The organism is Kineococcus rugosus, assembly GCF_050871975.1.
GTDB lineage: Bacteria > Actinomycetota > Actinomycetes > Actinomycetales > Kineococcaceae > Kineococcus.
This window is the reverse complement of the sequence record NZ_JBJLSJ010000026.1, coordinates 35,768-49,550: the sequence shown is the minus strand read 5'-3', so window position 1 is coordinate 49,550 and position 13,783 is coordinate 35,768. Positions and strand designations below refer to the sequence as shown.

Below are 13,783 nucleotides of genomic sequence, written 5' to 3'. Positions count from 1 at the left end.
ACAAGGACGTCCCGTGTACCGACTCGCGCCCAACATCGAGCTCCTGTTCACCGAAGCCGGCGACTACCACGACAGGGTCCGGGCCGCCGCGGCCGCCGGTTTCGACGCCGTGGAGATGTGGGGGCCGACGGGGGTCGACGCCCCCGCCAAGCCCAAGGACCTCCCGGCCCTCAAAGCCGCGCTGGAGGAGACCGGCGTCTCGCTGGTCGCCCAGCTCGCCGAGCCGCGCACCCAGTTCATGATCCCCCCGCGTGACCACTCGGAGTTCTACCGCAAGCTCGACGAGGGCGTGCGCATCGCCCAGGAGCTCGGCAACCGGCGCATCGTCGTCGGCAGCGGCACCGGTTTCGGCGGGGCCAAGCGGCAGACCCAGCTCGACGACCTCGCCGAGATCTACCGCAAGGCCGTCACCCAGATCGACGGGTCCGGAGTGCACCTCGTGCTGGAGGCGGTCAACGTCCGCGTCGACCACCCCGGGTCCCTGCTCGACCGCACGGCCGAGTCCGCGTACGTGGCCCGGCAGGTCGACTCGCCCGCGTTCGGCATCCTCTACGACGTCTACCACTCGGCCGTCGAGGGCGAGGACATGGCCGCCGAGCTGGCCGCGGCGGGGGACCTGGTGCAGTACGTCCAGGTCGCCGACGCCCCGGGGCGCGGTGAACCCGGTGCGGGTGAGCTGGACTGGACCGAACGGCTCGGCCTGCTGCGCGGCGCCGGGTACGACGGCCCGATCGGGCTGGAGTACTACCCGACGCAGGAGTCCACCGCCTCGGTGGAGCTGATCCGGCGGGTGGCGGCGCAGGCATGAGCGGGCGCTACCCGGACGAGGTCGACGTCGCGGTCGTCGGCAGCGGGCCGACCGGTGCGGCCTACGCCCGGGTCCTCAGCGAGCGCGCCCCGCACGCGACCGTGGCGATGTTCGAGGCCGGCCCGGTCGTGACCGACCCGCCCGGGGCGCACGTCAAGAACATCGCCGACCAGACCGCGCGCGAACGCGCCCAGCGCGCCTCCGAGGGTCCCGGCGCCGGGGCGGCGACCGTCGACTCCCCGGGTGCGGTGCGCAGCGGGGAGCGCCGGGCCCGGCCGGGGACCTTCCTGCTGCCCGACGGGTACGCCTTCCCCGGCGAGGACGGGCTGCCGGTCGCGGCGATGTCCAGCAACGTCGGCGGCATGGCCGCGCACTGGACCGCCGCCTGCCCCCGGCCGGGAGGGTCGGAGCGGATCGACTTCCTGCCCGACCTCGACGAGCTGCTCACCGAGGCCGAGCGGCTGCTGGGCGTCACCACCGACGCCTTCGACGGGTCGGTGTACGCCGACGTCGTCCGCGCCCGGCTCGCGCGGGCCGTCGACGAGGGGCGCGCCGCGCCCTCGCGGGTGCAGCGGATGCCGCTGGCGGTGCACCGCCGTCCCGACGGCGCGCTGGTGTGGTCCGGGTCGGACGTGGTCCTGGGGGAGCCGACGCGGCGGAACCCGCGGTTCACCCTGTTCGCGGAGTCGCACGTCTCCCGCGTGCTCGTCGAGGACGGCCGGGCGGCGGGGGTCGTCGTGCGCGACGTGCGCACCGGGGAATCCTCGACCGTCCGGGCCCGGTACGTGGTGGTCGCCGGCGACGCGCTGCGGACCCCGCAGTTGCTGTGGGCCTCCGGGGTGCGGCCCGCCGCGCTGGGCCGGTACCTCAACGACCAGACCCAGGTCGTGTTCGCCGCCCGCCTCACCGGAGTCGACCCGGCCGACGCGCCCCCCGCGACCCCGCCGCACGTCGGGCTGAGCGCCAGCAGCGGGGTGAGCTGGGTGCCGTTCACCGACGACCTGCCCTTCCACGGTCAGGTCATGCAGCTCGACGCCTCACCGGTCCCGCTGGCCGACGACGACCCGGTGCTGCCGGGGACCGTCGTGGGGCTGGGGTTCTTCTGCGCCAAGGACCTGCAGGAGAGCGACCGGCTCGAGTTCGACGACGAGGTCACCGACCCCTACGGCCTGCCCGCCATCCGGGTGCACTACACCCTGACCGGTGAGGACCAGAAGGTCCTGGACCGGGCCTGCGAGGAGATCGTGCGCCTGGGTCGCGCGGTGGGGGAGCCGCTGGGGGACGCCCCGTTCGTGCTGCCGCTCGGCTCCTCGCTGCACTACCAGGGCACCACCCGGGCCGGTGCGAGCGACGACGGCCGCAGCGTCGCGAGCCCCGACAGCGAGGTCTGGTCGGTCCGGGGGCTGTTCGTCGCGGGCAACGGCGTCATCCCCACGGCGACGGCCTGCAACCCCACCCTGACGTCGGTCGCGCTGGCCGTGCGCGGGGCCCGGGTCATCGCCGCCCGGCTCGACCACCACGACGAGGAGGACGCGTGAGCACCAGCACCAGCACCAGCACCACGACCACCGCCGGCCCCGGCATCGCCGGCACGGGCATCGAGCTCGGGACGACCCTGTACTCGCTGACCAGCGAGTTCGCGGCCGGGCAGTACACGCCCGAGACGCTCATCACCGCGGTCGCCGAGGCCGGGATCGGGCCGGGCATCGAGTTCAACATCGCGCAGATGCTGCGGACGTACCCCGACGTGGACACCGACTTCGTCCGGCTGTGGTTCGACACCCTGGACAAGCACGACCTGCGGCCCAGCGCCGTGGGCACGAACCTCGACATGGGCCGGCGCCCGGACCGCGACATGACCCCGGACGAGGAGTACGACTTCCTCGCCCGCCAGCTCAAGACCGCGCACACCCTCGGGTTCCGCACCGTCGTCATCCGGTCGGCGGGCAAGGAGCTGCTGCGCCGCCTGCTGCCGCTGGCCGAGGAGTACGACCAGAAGCTCGGTTACGAGATCCACGCCCCGTCCGGCCCGAACGACCCCGCGGTGCTCGGCATCCGCGAGGTCTACGACGAGCTGGGCAGCGACCGGCTGGGGTTCACCGCCGACTTCTCCTCCACCATGCACAGCCTGTCGCCCACCCTGCTGCGCACGCTGCGGCAGATGGGGATGCCGGAGGCGTACTTCGGCGTCATGGACGAGATCTGGCGCAAACCCGCGCCGATGCACGTCCGCAACCAGGAGTTCGAGGACTTCCTCACCTCCGAGGGCTTCGACTTCGCCCGGCTCGGCCCCTTCACCCGCCTGGCCTTCAACATGCACGGCCTCGTGCCGACGCGCGAGTGGCTGGACATCATGCCGCAGATCGTCCACGTGCACGCCAAGTTCTACGACATCGGCGCCGACGGCCAGGAACCGGCGATGGACATCCCCGACATCGTCCGGCAGTTCGTCCGGGGCGGGTACCGCGGGTACCTGTCCAGCGAGTGGGAGGGCCACGCCTTCTCCGACCTCGGCGAGGCCGACCCCGTCGACCTCGTCGTCAAGCAGCACGCCCTCATGCGCCGCGCCGTCGAGGACGCCGTCGCCGACCGCACCGAAGGAGACCAGGCCCGTGACTGACACCGTCCTCGACGACCTGAAGAAGCAGGTCGAAGCGCTCACCGTGGAGCTCGCCGAGGTCCGCCACGTGGCGCGCCTGGCCAAGGACCGCGGGGAGGTGGAGAACCTCTTCAACCGCTACATGTTCCTGCACAACGCCTTCCAGGACGAGCAGATCATCCCGCTGTGGGCCGAGCGCGGCACCCCGGGCATGCGGGCCCGTTACACCAACGCCGGGCAGTACGTCGACTACGACAGCATCATCCGCTACCACCAGGGCCGCCCCACCCCCACCGGGAAGCTGATCCTGCACGCCACGACCACCCCGGTCATCGAGGTCGGCAGTGACGAGACGGCCAAGGGCGTCTGGATCATGGCCGGCACCGAGTCCGGGCTGACCGACCCGGAGGTCGCGAAGGACAGTCCCGACTACATGTACTCGCCCGGTCTGGTCGACGGGAAGAAGGTCTGGGCGCACTGGGTGTGGTGCAAGTACGCCGTGGACTTCATCAAGCAGCGCGGTGAGTGGAAGATCTGGAAGTTCCGGTGCTACGAGCTGGCGCGGGCCCCGTTCGAGGAGAACTGGGTCAGCTTCGGGGAGAAGAACCAGCACGCCTTCGACCTCGACCTCATGTACTTCGGCGACGACGGCAAGGCCGTCTTCATGCCGCCCGCCGACGAGCCGGCCCCCGAGCACAACCACCCGTACAGCCCGCGGACCCAGCAGAAGCTCGAACCCGCCCCGCCGGCGCCGTACGACGTCTTCGAGGACACCTTCCGGTGACCGGTTCCCGCGACGACGACCCCCGGAAGGACTGACGTGGCCACCCACAACTCCCTCTTCTCCGACCGCGACGTGCGGCGCCGGCCCGACGGCATCGCGGTCTCGATCCAGATCCCCTGGTACCGCAGCCTGTGGCTGTCGGCGGTGTCCGACGTCGCCGTCCGGGTCGACGGTGCCGACGTGCCCACCGACCGGGTCCGCTTCGAGCTGAACGGCCGCAGCTACCGCGTCGAGGAGCTCCCCGAGCAGTGGGACACCCTGTGGTTCCTCGCCGACCGCCCCGACGTGGTCGTGCTGCTCGACGAGGTCCCCCCGCCCGGCGGCCGGCTCACCGTCGAGGTGGTGCTCACGATGCGGCTGCTCTACATGCAGATCGCCCCGGGTCGGGACGGGGGGCCGGGCCGCTACGTCACGAACCGCGTCCCGGTCGAGCGCACCGTCGTGCTGACCTGACCGACCACCCGACCACCGACCACCCACCCGCTCGACGGAGAGGACCACGCGTGACCGACGTCCTGGACGTGCTCATCCTCTCGGGCCACATGACCCGGGAGCACGACAACGAGTTCCGCAGCTTCCGCCAGCACAACCAGTGGCTCACGACGCTGCTGGAGGACACCGGCCGCTTCCGCGTCCGGGTCGTCGAGGACCCCCGGGGGCTGGGTTCCGAGGTCATCGACAAGTACGACGTGGTGCTCGTCGTGTTCGAGGGCCGCGACGGCTACCACGACCGGGCCGTCGGGTTCGGCGCGGAGACCGACCGGGCGCTGCTGCGCTTCGTCCACGACGCGGGCAAGGGGATCGTCTGGTTCCACGGGTCCGCCGCCCAGGAGGACGACTGGGGCTACCCGGAGGAGTACAACGTCATGCGGGGCGCCAAGCTCAGCGTGAAGAGCGGGCTGCGCCCGCGCCCGTGGGGCGAGGCGCTGCTGCGCACGACCGAGCCGCGGCACGAGATCACCGAGGGGATCAGTGAGACCTGGACCGTCACCGGGGACGACATCCTCGTCGGCGTCGAGGTGTACGAGGGCACCCGGGTGCTGCTGACCACCTTCGACGACCTGGAGGCGTACGAGAAGGCACCGGTGTGGCCGATGTCGCACTACCCCGTGGACATCCCGCCGGAGGGGATCTCCGGCCTGCCCGGGGTGAACACCGACCAGCCGATGGCGTGGATCAACGAGTACGGCGCCGGCCGCTCCTTCACCATCACCATCGGGCACGACATCGACACCTTCCGGCGCATCGAGTTCATCCGCATGTTCCCCCGTGGCGTCGAGTGGGCCGCGACCGGGAAGGTCACGCTGACGGGGCCGGACCGTCGCGGTGACCGGCGCATCAACCCCTGGCCGTACTACAACCGCGAGGGCTGACGCTCCGGGGGAACCGCACGGGGAACCGCACGGAGAACCGCGGGAGGGGACGACGGAGGGGCCGGCCGGTGGCCGGCCCCTCCGCCGTGCGTCACACCCGCGCGCCGCGGTCGGCGGCACCCCAGGCCAGCGCCGCCCCCGCCAGGTCCAGGTGCGAGCGCGTCACCTCCCACGGGTCGGCGTCCAGCCACTCGTGCCCACCCCACTCGCTGCACAGCGTCCCGGTGAACCCGTTGCGGTGCAACGCCGAGGCGACCGTGCGCAACGGCTCCGACACCCGGCCGCCGCTGTCGTCGAGGTCCCAGAACTTCAGGTGGACGGCCCCCACCAGCGGCAGGACGGCGTCGAGGTCGGTGACGTCGGACCGCCCGAACCGCACCAGCAGGTCCATGTACAGCGTGTGCACCCGCGCCGGGACGCCCCCGGAGACCAGCAGGTCCCGCACGGCCGCGTCCGTGCCGGGGTCGCGCCACTGGTCCTCCAGCCGGCGCAGCAGGTCCGCGGGCAGGCCCGCGCGCGACAGCTCCGCCAGGTAGGTCACTGGCAACGCGGGCATGAGCATGCTGATGTCCAGCAGCACCCGGACCCGGGGGTCGTCGAGGTCGGAGATCAGCGCGTACGCCGGCGCGTGCGCGGGGTGGTCCGGGGCCTGACCGCCCTGCACCTCTTCGAACAGCACCAGGTCCAGCTCGTGCAGCAGCGGCACGAGCCGGGGCAGCAGCACCGGTCCGGCCTGGCCGATCGGCAGCCGCACCGCGGCCGCCCCCAGCGCGGCCGCGGCTCGCAGCTGCGGTTCCAGGAAGGCGAACCGCTCCTCGTCGGTCCGCCGGCGCCGGGAGTCCGCCCAGTCGTCGATGCTGACCCCGACGATGCTGACGCGGCCGCCGTGCCGGGCGAGGTCGGCGCGCAGCGCCTCGGCCTCCTCCCGCCCGGGCCGGGGGAAGCTGCGCCACAGCTGGCCGAGTTCCACCTCGACGTCGCGGGCGATGCCGCGGCGCACCAGGGAGAGGGCGAGGTCGGGTGCTGACTCCTCGGCCGCGACGAGGGCGGGGGTGAGGTTGAAGGCGCTGGCGGACAGCGCCCACCCCTCGGGCAGGGTTCCGGGCGCGGTTCCGGGCGCGGTTCCGGACAGGGTCACGAGTGCTCCTCGGGGTTCCGGCTCGGGCGTCTCAGGCGACGTCGAGCGAGACGGTCGGGCGGGTCGGCGCGGCGTCCAGCTCCAGGGTGCGCGCGTCGTGGAAGGGCAGGGTCAGCGGGGCGGTCGGGGGGCCCTGGAGGTAGGGGATCACCAGGGCGAACGTCACCGCCACGTCGTGCGGGCCGGGGGTGAGGGGGCCGGCGACGTGCAGGACGACGCGGTCCTGCACGAACCACCAGCCCGGTTCCTCGCGCAGCTCGTCGGGCCCCACGTCGCGGTGGCCCCGCCGGATCCGGGGAGCGACCGCGCGCCCGTCGACCTCGACGGTCAGCCGGGTCAGGCAGGCCAACGGCAGGGACCGGATCCAGGGCAGCGAGAGGCGGATCGCGAAGCCGCCGGGGGCGGAGGACAGCGCGTCGGGGCGCAGGGCGGACGTCATGGCGGGCACTCCCTCGTGTCGCGGTGGGGACGGGCACCCACCTCCCCGGCGGTGTCCGGGGAGTCAGGTCGCGGCGGGCGTCCCGTGGACCGCGGCGACCGTGGGGCGGCCGTCGGCGAACCAGCGCGGGAAGGTGACGTCGAACAACTGCTCCTCGGCGAGCTGGACCCCGCCGCGCAGCGGTTCACGGACGTCCGCGACCGAGTTCACCACGACGAGGTCCCGCGTGGCCAGGGGCAGTGACAGTTCGTAGACGCGCTGGCGCACACCGGCGAGGAAGAGTTCCCCCGCGGCGGCGACGGCGCCGCCGACGACGATGACGGCGGGGTTGAAGACGTTGACCAGGGTGGCGATCGCCTCGCCCGCGACGTGGGCGGCGTGCTGGACGAGCGTGATGGCGAGGGCGTCACCGTCCGCCGCCGCCCGGGCGACGGCCTCGGGGGTGATCCCGCCGCCCGCCGCGACCCGGTCGGCCAGGACGCCGTGCGCGCCGTCGGCGACCGCCGCCCGGGCGTCGCGGACGAGGGCCCAGCCACCGGCGACGGCTTCCAGGCACCCGACCCGCCCGCACCGGCACCGGGCCTGGGAACCGGTCACGCGGACGTGACCGATGTCGCCCGCGGCGCCGTTGTTGCCGCGGTGCAGGTGCCCCCGGGACAGGAAACCCGCACCGATCCCGTTGCCGATCTTGCAGTACACGAGGTCGCGGTCGCCGTGGCCGGGACGGCCGCGCTCGGCGAGGGCCAGCAGGTTCACGTCGTTGTCGACCCAGACGGGGGCGCCGAAGTGCTCCTCGAACCGACCGCGGACGTCGAAACCGTTCCAGCCCGGCATGATGGACGGGGCCACCGGACGCCCGGTCTCGAAGTCGACGGGGCCGGGGACGCCGACCACGACGGCCCACAGCGGCGGGGCGGGCGACAGCCGCCGCAGCAGCCCGTCGACGAGTTCGGCAGCGGTCGACAGCGTCTCCTCGGGCCCGCGGGTGATGTCCCAGTCCCGGTGCGCCTGGTCGAGGATCCGCCCATCGAGGGTGGTGACCCCGACGTGCACGTGCAGCCCGCCGAGGGCGCAGACGACGAGGAGCCCCTGCTCGGACCGGAACCTGAGGGTGCGCGGCGCCCGGCCGCCGGAGGACGGCGCGAACTCGGCGTCCTCCAGGAAACCCCGCTCGATGGCGTGCTCGACGCGCTGGGACACCACCCCCCGGCCCAGACCGGTGACCCGCCCGATCTCGGGGCGGGTGGTGGCCTCGCCGAGCCGGACCATGTTGACGATCCGCAGGAGGCTCGTGACCTCGTCGGTCTGGGCGCCGAAACGCAGGGTGGAGGCGCTGGCCATGCTCGATCTTGACACGGCGCGCGGTGTGGTGGTGCACGGGGAACTCCCCCTACAGTTCGTGTCGGCGCCTCTTCCGCCTCTTTCGCGCCTAAGTCGACGTCGCAGCACCCAGCACAGGAGGACCGCCATGACGTGGGGCGTGGGCATCATCGGCGCCGGACCGGGCGTCGCGGCCCTGCACGCCCCGGTCCTCGCGCGGACGGGGGGGACGTTCCGCCTCGCGCACGTCGCCGACGCCGGCAGCGGCCGGGCGGCCGCGATCGCGCAGGCGTTCGGGGCCCGCGCCTCGACCGGGACCGCCGACCTGCTCGCCGACCCCGAGGTGGACGTCGTCGCGGTGTGCAGCCCGCCCGCGCTGCACGCCGGGCAGGTGCTGGACGCCGTCGCGGCGGGCAAGCGGGCGGTGTTCTGCGAGAAACCCCTCGCCACCACCGCCGGGGACGCGCGCCGCGCGGTCGGCGCCTGCGCCGAGGCCGGCGTCGCGCTCGTGGTGGGCACCAACCACCTGTTCGACCCCGCGTGGGCGCGCGCCAAGCACCACGTCGACGCGCTGCGCGAACCGGTCGTGGCGGTGACCGCGACGCTCGCGCTCGCGCCGAACAGCCGGTACCACGCGGTGGTCTCCGGCGCCGCACCGCGAGCGGGGGGCGGGAGCGGGGGCCGGCCGCCGCTGGACCTGTCCGTCGCGGCCGTGCGCGCCGGGCTCGTGCGCCAGCTCGTGGTCGGCCTCGCCGTGCACGACCTGCCGCTGGTGCGGGACCTGCTGCCGGCCCCGCAACGGGTCGAGCACGCGCGGGCGGTGGCGCCGCTGGGCCTGGACCTGGTGCTGCGCGCCGGCAGCGCCCTCGTCCGCTTCAGCGCCGTCATGGTCGCCGAAGGGGCGGACACGCTGTGGCGTCTGACCGTCCACACCGCCGGGGACCGGGTCGAGGTGGAGTTCCCGCCCCCGTTCGTCCACGCGGGCAGCGCCCGGGTGAGCGTCCGTGACGCCGCGGGCCGGTGCACCCGCTACCCCGTCGAACCCGTCGACGGGTACGTCGCGGAGTGGACCGCCCTGGCCGACCTGCTGCGCGGCGGCCACGGCGCCGAGTACGCCGAGGTGCTCGCCGACGCCGAGCAGGTCGTCGCGATCGCCGACGCCGCCGAGCGTTTCGTGCTCGACGGGGCGTCCGCGTGAGCCCCCGGCCCGTCCACGTCGCCGACGCGCGCTGGCGCGGCGCGGTGGACGAACTGGTGCCCCGGGTGGTCCCGGTGGACTCACCCGCCGGTGCGGTGTGCGTGCTGGACGGTGCGGGGCCGTGGTGGCGGGAGGTCGAGCGGTCCTTCGCCGAGGGGGCCTGCGGCGCCGTGGTCGTCGCGCCGTCGGCCGCGCCGGTGGACCGGGTCGAGGCGCTGGCCGCCGTCGGCGGGCCCCTCGCGCTGTGCCGCCCCCACCTGGACGACTGGACCGCACCCGCCCCGGCGGGGGTGGCGCACCTGGTCGTGGCCGACGTCACCGCCGCCGCGTCCCGCGCTGCCACCGCCGTGCGGGACGCGGCTGGCTGGGCCCGCCACCTCGCCGGGGCCGCCCTGGTCGTGGAGGACGTCTGGAGCGGTGCCGCGGCCGTGCTCGTCACCGCCACCTCGACGGCCGGGACGCCGGTCAGCCTCGCGCTGGCCGTGGGACGGGCCGGGTCACCCACCGCGCTGACCGTCGTCGGGATCGGGCCGGCCCGCACCGAGGTCCGCGCCGACGAGGCGACCGGGCGCTGCGAGGTCGCGGTCACCGACGCCCGGGGGACCCTGGTGCTGCCGCAGCGGTACGAGGACGGCGTCCGGGCGGCGCTGCGCGCCGTGGTCGGGGCGCTGGAGGACGGGGGCGACGGCGCACTGCCGGACCTGGCCGGGTTCGCGGCGGACGAGGCGGTCGCGGGCCGGGTCGTGGCGGCGCTGCGGCCATAAACCGCACCGATGCTCGGCATCCACGACATCCGCTTCCGCCCGGCACCACTTCGGTCGGATAGTGGACGAAGGGTCGCCGAAACTCCGGCGCCGAGAAAGGATCGAAGATGATCAAGCTGCTCTCGCACCTGTCGTACGTCGCGATCACCTCGCCGGACGTGGAGGCGTCGGTGGAGTTCTACACGACGCACGTCGGGCTCACCGAGGTCGCCCGCGAGGACGGGAGGGTCTACCTGCGCTGCTGGGGCGACTACTACGCCTACTCGGTCGTCGTCGTGCCCGGCGACGAGCCGTCCCTGGAGACGATGGCCTGGCGCACGTCCAGCGCCGAGGCCCTCGAGGAGGCCGCCCGCCGCCTGCAGGCCGCCGGTGTCGACGTCGAGTGGTTCGACGGGTACCGCATCGGCAAGGCCCTGCGCTTCGTCGGTCCCTGGGGCCACAGCATGACCCTGCACTGGGACGTCGAGCGCCACACCGCCCCGGCGCGCACCGCCTCGATCTACCCCGACCGCCCCGCCCGGCGCAGCTCCGTCGCCGGTGCCCCGCGCCAGCTCGACCACGTCACCGTCGCCACCAGCGACGTCGACGCGTTCGCCAGGTGGTACGACGAGGTCCTCGGGTTCCGCACCATGGCCCGCACCGTCCTCGACGAGGCGCCCGTCTCGGTGTTCTCGGTGCTCACCACGAACGAGAAGTCGCACGACCTCGGCGTCGTCCTGGACGGTTCCACCCGCGCCGGCCGCGTCAACCACTACGCGTTCTGGGTCGACACCCGCGAGGAACTGCTCATCGCCGCGGACGTGCTCATGGAGAACGGGATCCCGATCGAGTACGGTCCCTCGATCCACGGCATCGGCGAGCAGAACTTCCTGTACTACCGCGAACCCTCGACCCTGCGGATCGAGCTCAACACCGGCGGCTACCGGAACTACGTCCCGGACTGGGAGCCGAACACCTGGACGCCGTCGCAGGGGTCGAACAACTTCTACCGCAACGGCGCCATGCCGATGTCGATGACCGAGTCGTTCCCGCCGGCGGACGGCCCGAGCGCGACCGAGGAGGGCGTGCCCGAGGAGATCCGCGAGGCGCTGCTCAACCCGTACGCCGTGCAGGGCCGCGGCTGACCCACCCCGGGGGGGGGGGGGGGGGGGGGGGGGGGGGGGGGGGGGGGGGGGGGGGGGGGGGGGGGGGGGGGGGGGGCGGGGGGGCCGCCTCCAGCGACGGCATGACCTCCGCCCCGCCGCGGCGCCGCGCACCGCGCCGCCCCCCGCCCCCCCCCCCACCCCCCCCCCCGGCCGCCCCCCCCCCCCCCCCCCCGCGGCCCGCCCGCCCCCCCCCCCCCCCCCCCCCCCCCCGCACCCGTTCGTCCGCACCCCAGGAGCACCCCTTGACGACGTCGTCACACGGCCTGACCGCCCCCTTCGCCCTCGCCCGGTTCCGCCACGGCGACCGGGTCCACCTCGGCGTGGTCGCCGGGGACCGGGTCCGTCCCCTGAGCCGGGAGGACCTCGGTGCGGACGGGCTCAACGCGTTCCTGGCCGACCCGGACTGGGACCGGATCGGCGCGCTGGCCGCCGCGCCGGAGGGGGAGTGGCGCCCGCTGGCCGACGTCACCCTCACCGCGCCGGTCGAGCCGCGGCAGGTGCTGCAGACCGGCGCGAACTACCGCCAGCACGTCATCGAGCTCGTCGCGGCGGGCCTGACGCAGAACGGCGACCGGACGCCGGAACAGGCCCGCGAGTTCGCCGCGCGGATGATGGACGCCCGCGCTGCGGACGGTGAACCGTACTTCTTCATCGGCCTGCCCGCGTGCGTCGTCGGCGACGACGTGCCGCTCGTGCTGCCCGCGTACAGCGAGGTGCACGACTGGGAGCTGGAACTGGCGGTCGTCATCGGCCGCGAGGCGTTCGGCGTCTCGCGCGAGGACGCGATGGCGCACGTCGCGGGCTGGACGGTCGTCAACGACGTCACCACGCGAGACCTGGTGTTCCGCAAGGACATGAAGGAGATCGGCACCGACTGGTACCGGGCCAAGAACGCGCCGGGCTTCCTGCCCACCGGGCCGTTCCTCGTGCCCGCGCACTTCGCCGACCCCGCCGACCTGGGGGTGCGCCTGGACCTCAACGGCCAGACCATGCAGGACGCGTCGACCTCCGACCTGCTGTTCGACGTCCCGGCGCTGGTCGCCGGGGCGTCGCGGACGATGCCGCTGCTGCCCGGCGACCTGCTGCTCACCGGCAGCCCGGCCGGCAACGGCCAGCACTGGAAGCGGTTCCTGCGCGACGGGGACGTCATGACCGGCACCATCGCCGGACTGGGGACGCAGGTCGTGCGCTGCGTGGCGCAGGGGGCGGTGTGAGCACCCCCGCCGAGGACCCGCGCGACCTGGACCGCCGCGACCCCGACGGGGAGGTCGCGGCCCGGGCGCAGGCGTACCGCAACTGGGGGCGCTGGGGCGAGGACGACGTCCTGGGCACCCTGAACTTCATCGACGGCGCCAAGCGCGTCGAGGCCGCCGCCCTCGTCCGCACCGGGGAGGTGTTCTCCCTGGCGCAGGCGTTCGACGCCGACGGGCCCCAGAAGGGGTGGCGGCGGCGCACGAACCCCGTCCACACGATGATCGACACCGGGCTGGAGGCCGAGCACGGCAAGCAGGGTTTCCCGCACGGGATCGGCGGCGCCGACGACGTGATCGCGATGCCGCTGCAGTGCTCGACGCAGTGGGACGGCCTGGGGCACATCTTCGACCGGGGCAGCGCCTGGAACGGGCGGCGCGCCGGTGACGTGGTGACCAGCGACGGCGACCTCGTGACGGGCATCGAGCACGCCGCCGCGGTGGTCGTCTCGCGCGGGGTGCTGCTCGACGTGGGCCGCCACCTCGCCCCGGACACCGGGGAACTGCCCGACGGCCACCCGATCACCGTGGCCGAGCTGGAGGCGTGCCAGCGGGCCCAGGGCCCCTCCAGCGCCCTGGGCCGGGGCGACATCCTGCTGGTGCGGACCGGCCAGTACGCCCGGACCCGGCGCGAGGGCTGGGGCGAGTACGCGGGCGGGCCCGCCCCGGGGCTGTCGCTGACCACGGCCGGCTGGCTGCACCGCACCGAGCTGGCCGCCGTCGCCACCGACACCTGGGGCTTCGAGGTGCGGCCCAACGAGTTCGACGTCCCCGCGTTCCAGCCGCTGCACCAGGTCGTCATCCCCAACACGGGCCTGACCATAGGGGAGATGTGGAACCTCGACGCCCTGGCGGACGCCTGCGCGGTCCGGGGCCGGTGGGACTTCCTGCTGTCGGCGGCGCCGCTGCCGATCACCGGGGCCGTCGGATCGCCGATCAACCCCGTCGCCGTACTCTGACCGCCA

The 13,783-nt window shown here is 74.2% G+C and carries 14 protein-coding genes; 11 read left to right on the top strand and 3 right to left on the bottom strand.

Features of this window, described 5'->3' with window-relative positions:
• Positions 1–13: 13 nt before the first annotated feature.
• From ACRYM6_RS15460 to ACRYM6_RS15435, 6 genes are read left to right on the top strand one after another with little or no spacing between them, the layout of a single operon-like run.
• Entirely contained in the window at positions 14–808 is a 795-nt protein-coding gene (locus ACRYM6_RS15460) for a TIM barrel protein (RefSeq protein WP_432543775.1), read from the top strand.
• Positions 805–2,346: a GMC oxidoreductase gene (locus ACRYM6_RS15455; protein ID WP_432543774.1), complete on the top strand. Its 1,542-nt coding sequence runs from the start codon at positions 805–807 to the stop codon at positions 2,344–2,346. The genes ACRYM6_RS15460 and ACRYM6_RS15455 overlap by 4 nt, the downstream gene beginning before the upstream one ends.
• A complete protein-coding gene (locus tag ACRYM6_RS15450) occupies positions 2,343–3,428 on the top strand; it encodes a sugar phosphate isomerase/epimerase family protein (protein ID WP_432543773.1) in 1,086 nt (361 codons plus the stop codon). Before ACRYM6_RS15455 ends, ACRYM6_RS15450 begins: the two co-directional genes overlap by 4 nt.
• The gene (locus ACRYM6_RS15445; protein ID WP_432543772.1) at positions 3,421–4,191 is read left to right on the top strand and encodes a nuclear transport factor 2 family protein; all 771 of its coding nucleotides are present in this window, start codon (positions 3,421–3,423) and stop codon (positions 4,189–4,191) included. Before ACRYM6_RS15450 ends, ACRYM6_RS15445 begins: the two co-directional genes overlap by 8 nt.
• A gap of 36 nt (positions 4,192–4,227) precedes the next feature.
• Positions 4,228–4,644 carry a C-glycoside deglycosidase beta subunit domain-containing protein gene (locus tag ACRYM6_RS15440; RefSeq protein ID WP_432543771.1) on the top strand — a complete coding sequence of 139 codons (417 nt, stop codon included), beginning with the start codon at positions 4,228–4,230 and terminating at the stop codon, positions 4,642–4,644.
• Positions 4,645–4,694: 50 nt separating this feature from the next.
• Positions 4,695–5,564, top strand: coding sequence for a ThuA domain-containing protein (locus ACRYM6_RS15435; RefSeq protein ID WP_432543770.1), 870 nt, complete (start codon positions 4,695–4,697; stop codon positions 5,562–5,564).
• A 91-nt stretch (positions 5,565–5,655) separates the two neighbouring features.
• Here ACRYM6_RS15435 and ACRYM6_RS15430 read toward each other — a convergent pair whose 3' ends face one another.
• The 3 genes from ACRYM6_RS15430 to ACRYM6_RS15420 form a co-directional block, all read right to left on the bottom strand.
• On the bottom strand, positions 5,656–6,702 hold the full coding sequence (locus tag ACRYM6_RS15430) for a restriction endonuclease subunit R (RefSeq protein ID WP_432543769.1): 1,047 nt from the start codon (positions 6,700–6,702) through the stop codon (positions 5,656–5,658).
• A gap of 31 nt (positions 6,703–6,733) precedes the next feature.
• Entirely contained in the window at positions 6,734–7,141 is a 408-nt protein-coding gene (locus ACRYM6_RS15425) for a C-glycoside deglycosidase beta subunit domain-containing protein (RefSeq protein WP_432543768.1), read from the bottom strand.
• A gap of 63 nt (positions 7,142–7,204) precedes the next feature.
• Positions 7,205–8,482 carry an ROK family protein gene (locus ACRYM6_RS15420; protein WP_432543767.1) on the bottom strand — a complete coding sequence of 426 codons (1,278 nt, stop codon included), beginning with the start codon at positions 8,480–8,482 and terminating at the stop codon, positions 7,205–7,207.
• Between the two features lie 127 nt (positions 8,483–8,609).
• Here ACRYM6_RS15420 and ACRYM6_RS15415 point away from each other — a divergent pair, with 127 nt between their 5' ends.
• The 5 genes from ACRYM6_RS15415 to ACRYM6_RS15395 all read left to right on the top strand — a co-directional run bounded on the left by ACRYM6_RS15415 (position 8,610) and on the right by ACRYM6_RS15395 (position 13,777).
• On the top strand, positions 8,610–9,659 hold the full coding sequence (locus ACRYM6_RS15415) for a Gfo/Idh/MocA family protein (protein ID WP_432543766.1): 1,050 nt from the start codon (positions 8,610–8,612) through the stop codon (positions 9,657–9,659).
• Positions 9,656–10,423: a hypothetical protein gene (locus ACRYM6_RS15410; RefSeq protein WP_432543765.1), complete on the top strand. Its 768-nt coding sequence runs from the start codon at positions 9,656–9,658 to the stop codon at positions 10,421–10,423. The genes ACRYM6_RS15415 and ACRYM6_RS15410 overlap by 4 nt, the downstream gene beginning before the upstream one ends.
• 107 nt (positions 10,424–10,530) lie before the next feature.
• Positions 10,531–11,547, top strand: a complete 1,017-nt coding sequence (locus tag ACRYM6_RS15405) for a VOC family protein (protein ID WP_432543764.1) — start codon at positions 10,531–10,533, stop codon at positions 11,545–11,547.
• 263 nt (positions 11,548–11,810) lie between these two features.
• A complete protein-coding gene (locus ACRYM6_RS15400; RefSeq protein ID WP_432543763.1) occupies positions 11,811–12,782 on the top strand; it encodes a fumarylacetoacetate hydrolase family protein in 972 nt (323 codons plus the stop codon).
• Positions 12,779–13,777, top strand: a complete 999-nt coding sequence (locus ACRYM6_RS15395; RefSeq protein ID WP_432543762.1) for a cyclase family protein — start codon at positions 12,779–12,781, stop codon at positions 13,775–13,777. Before ACRYM6_RS15400 ends, ACRYM6_RS15395 begins: the two co-directional genes overlap by 4 nt.
• The last annotated feature ends 6 nt before the right edge of the window (positions 13,778–13,783 follow it).

Coding starts and splice junctions, on each gene's coding strand:
- ACRYM6_RS15455 (WP_432543774.1), top strand. CDS start 805: ATGAGCGGGCGCTACCCGGACGAGGTCGACGTCGCGGTCGTCGGCAGC.
- ACRYM6_RS15425 (WP_432543768.1), bottom strand. CDS start 7,141: ATGACGTCCGCCCTGCGCCCCGACGCGCTGTCCTCCGCCCCCGGCGGC.
- ACRYM6_RS15420 (WP_432543767.1), bottom strand. CDS start 8,482: ATGGCCAGCGCCTCCACCCTGCGTTTCGGCGCCCAGACCGACGAGGTC.
- ACRYM6_RS15415 (WP_432543766.1), top strand. CDS start 8,610: ATGACGTGGGGCGTGGGCATCATCGGCGCCGGACCGGGCGTCGCGGCC.
- ACRYM6_RS15405 (WP_432543764.1), top strand. CDS start 10,531: ATGATCAAGCTGCTCTCGCACCTGTCGTACGTCGCGATCACCTCGCCG.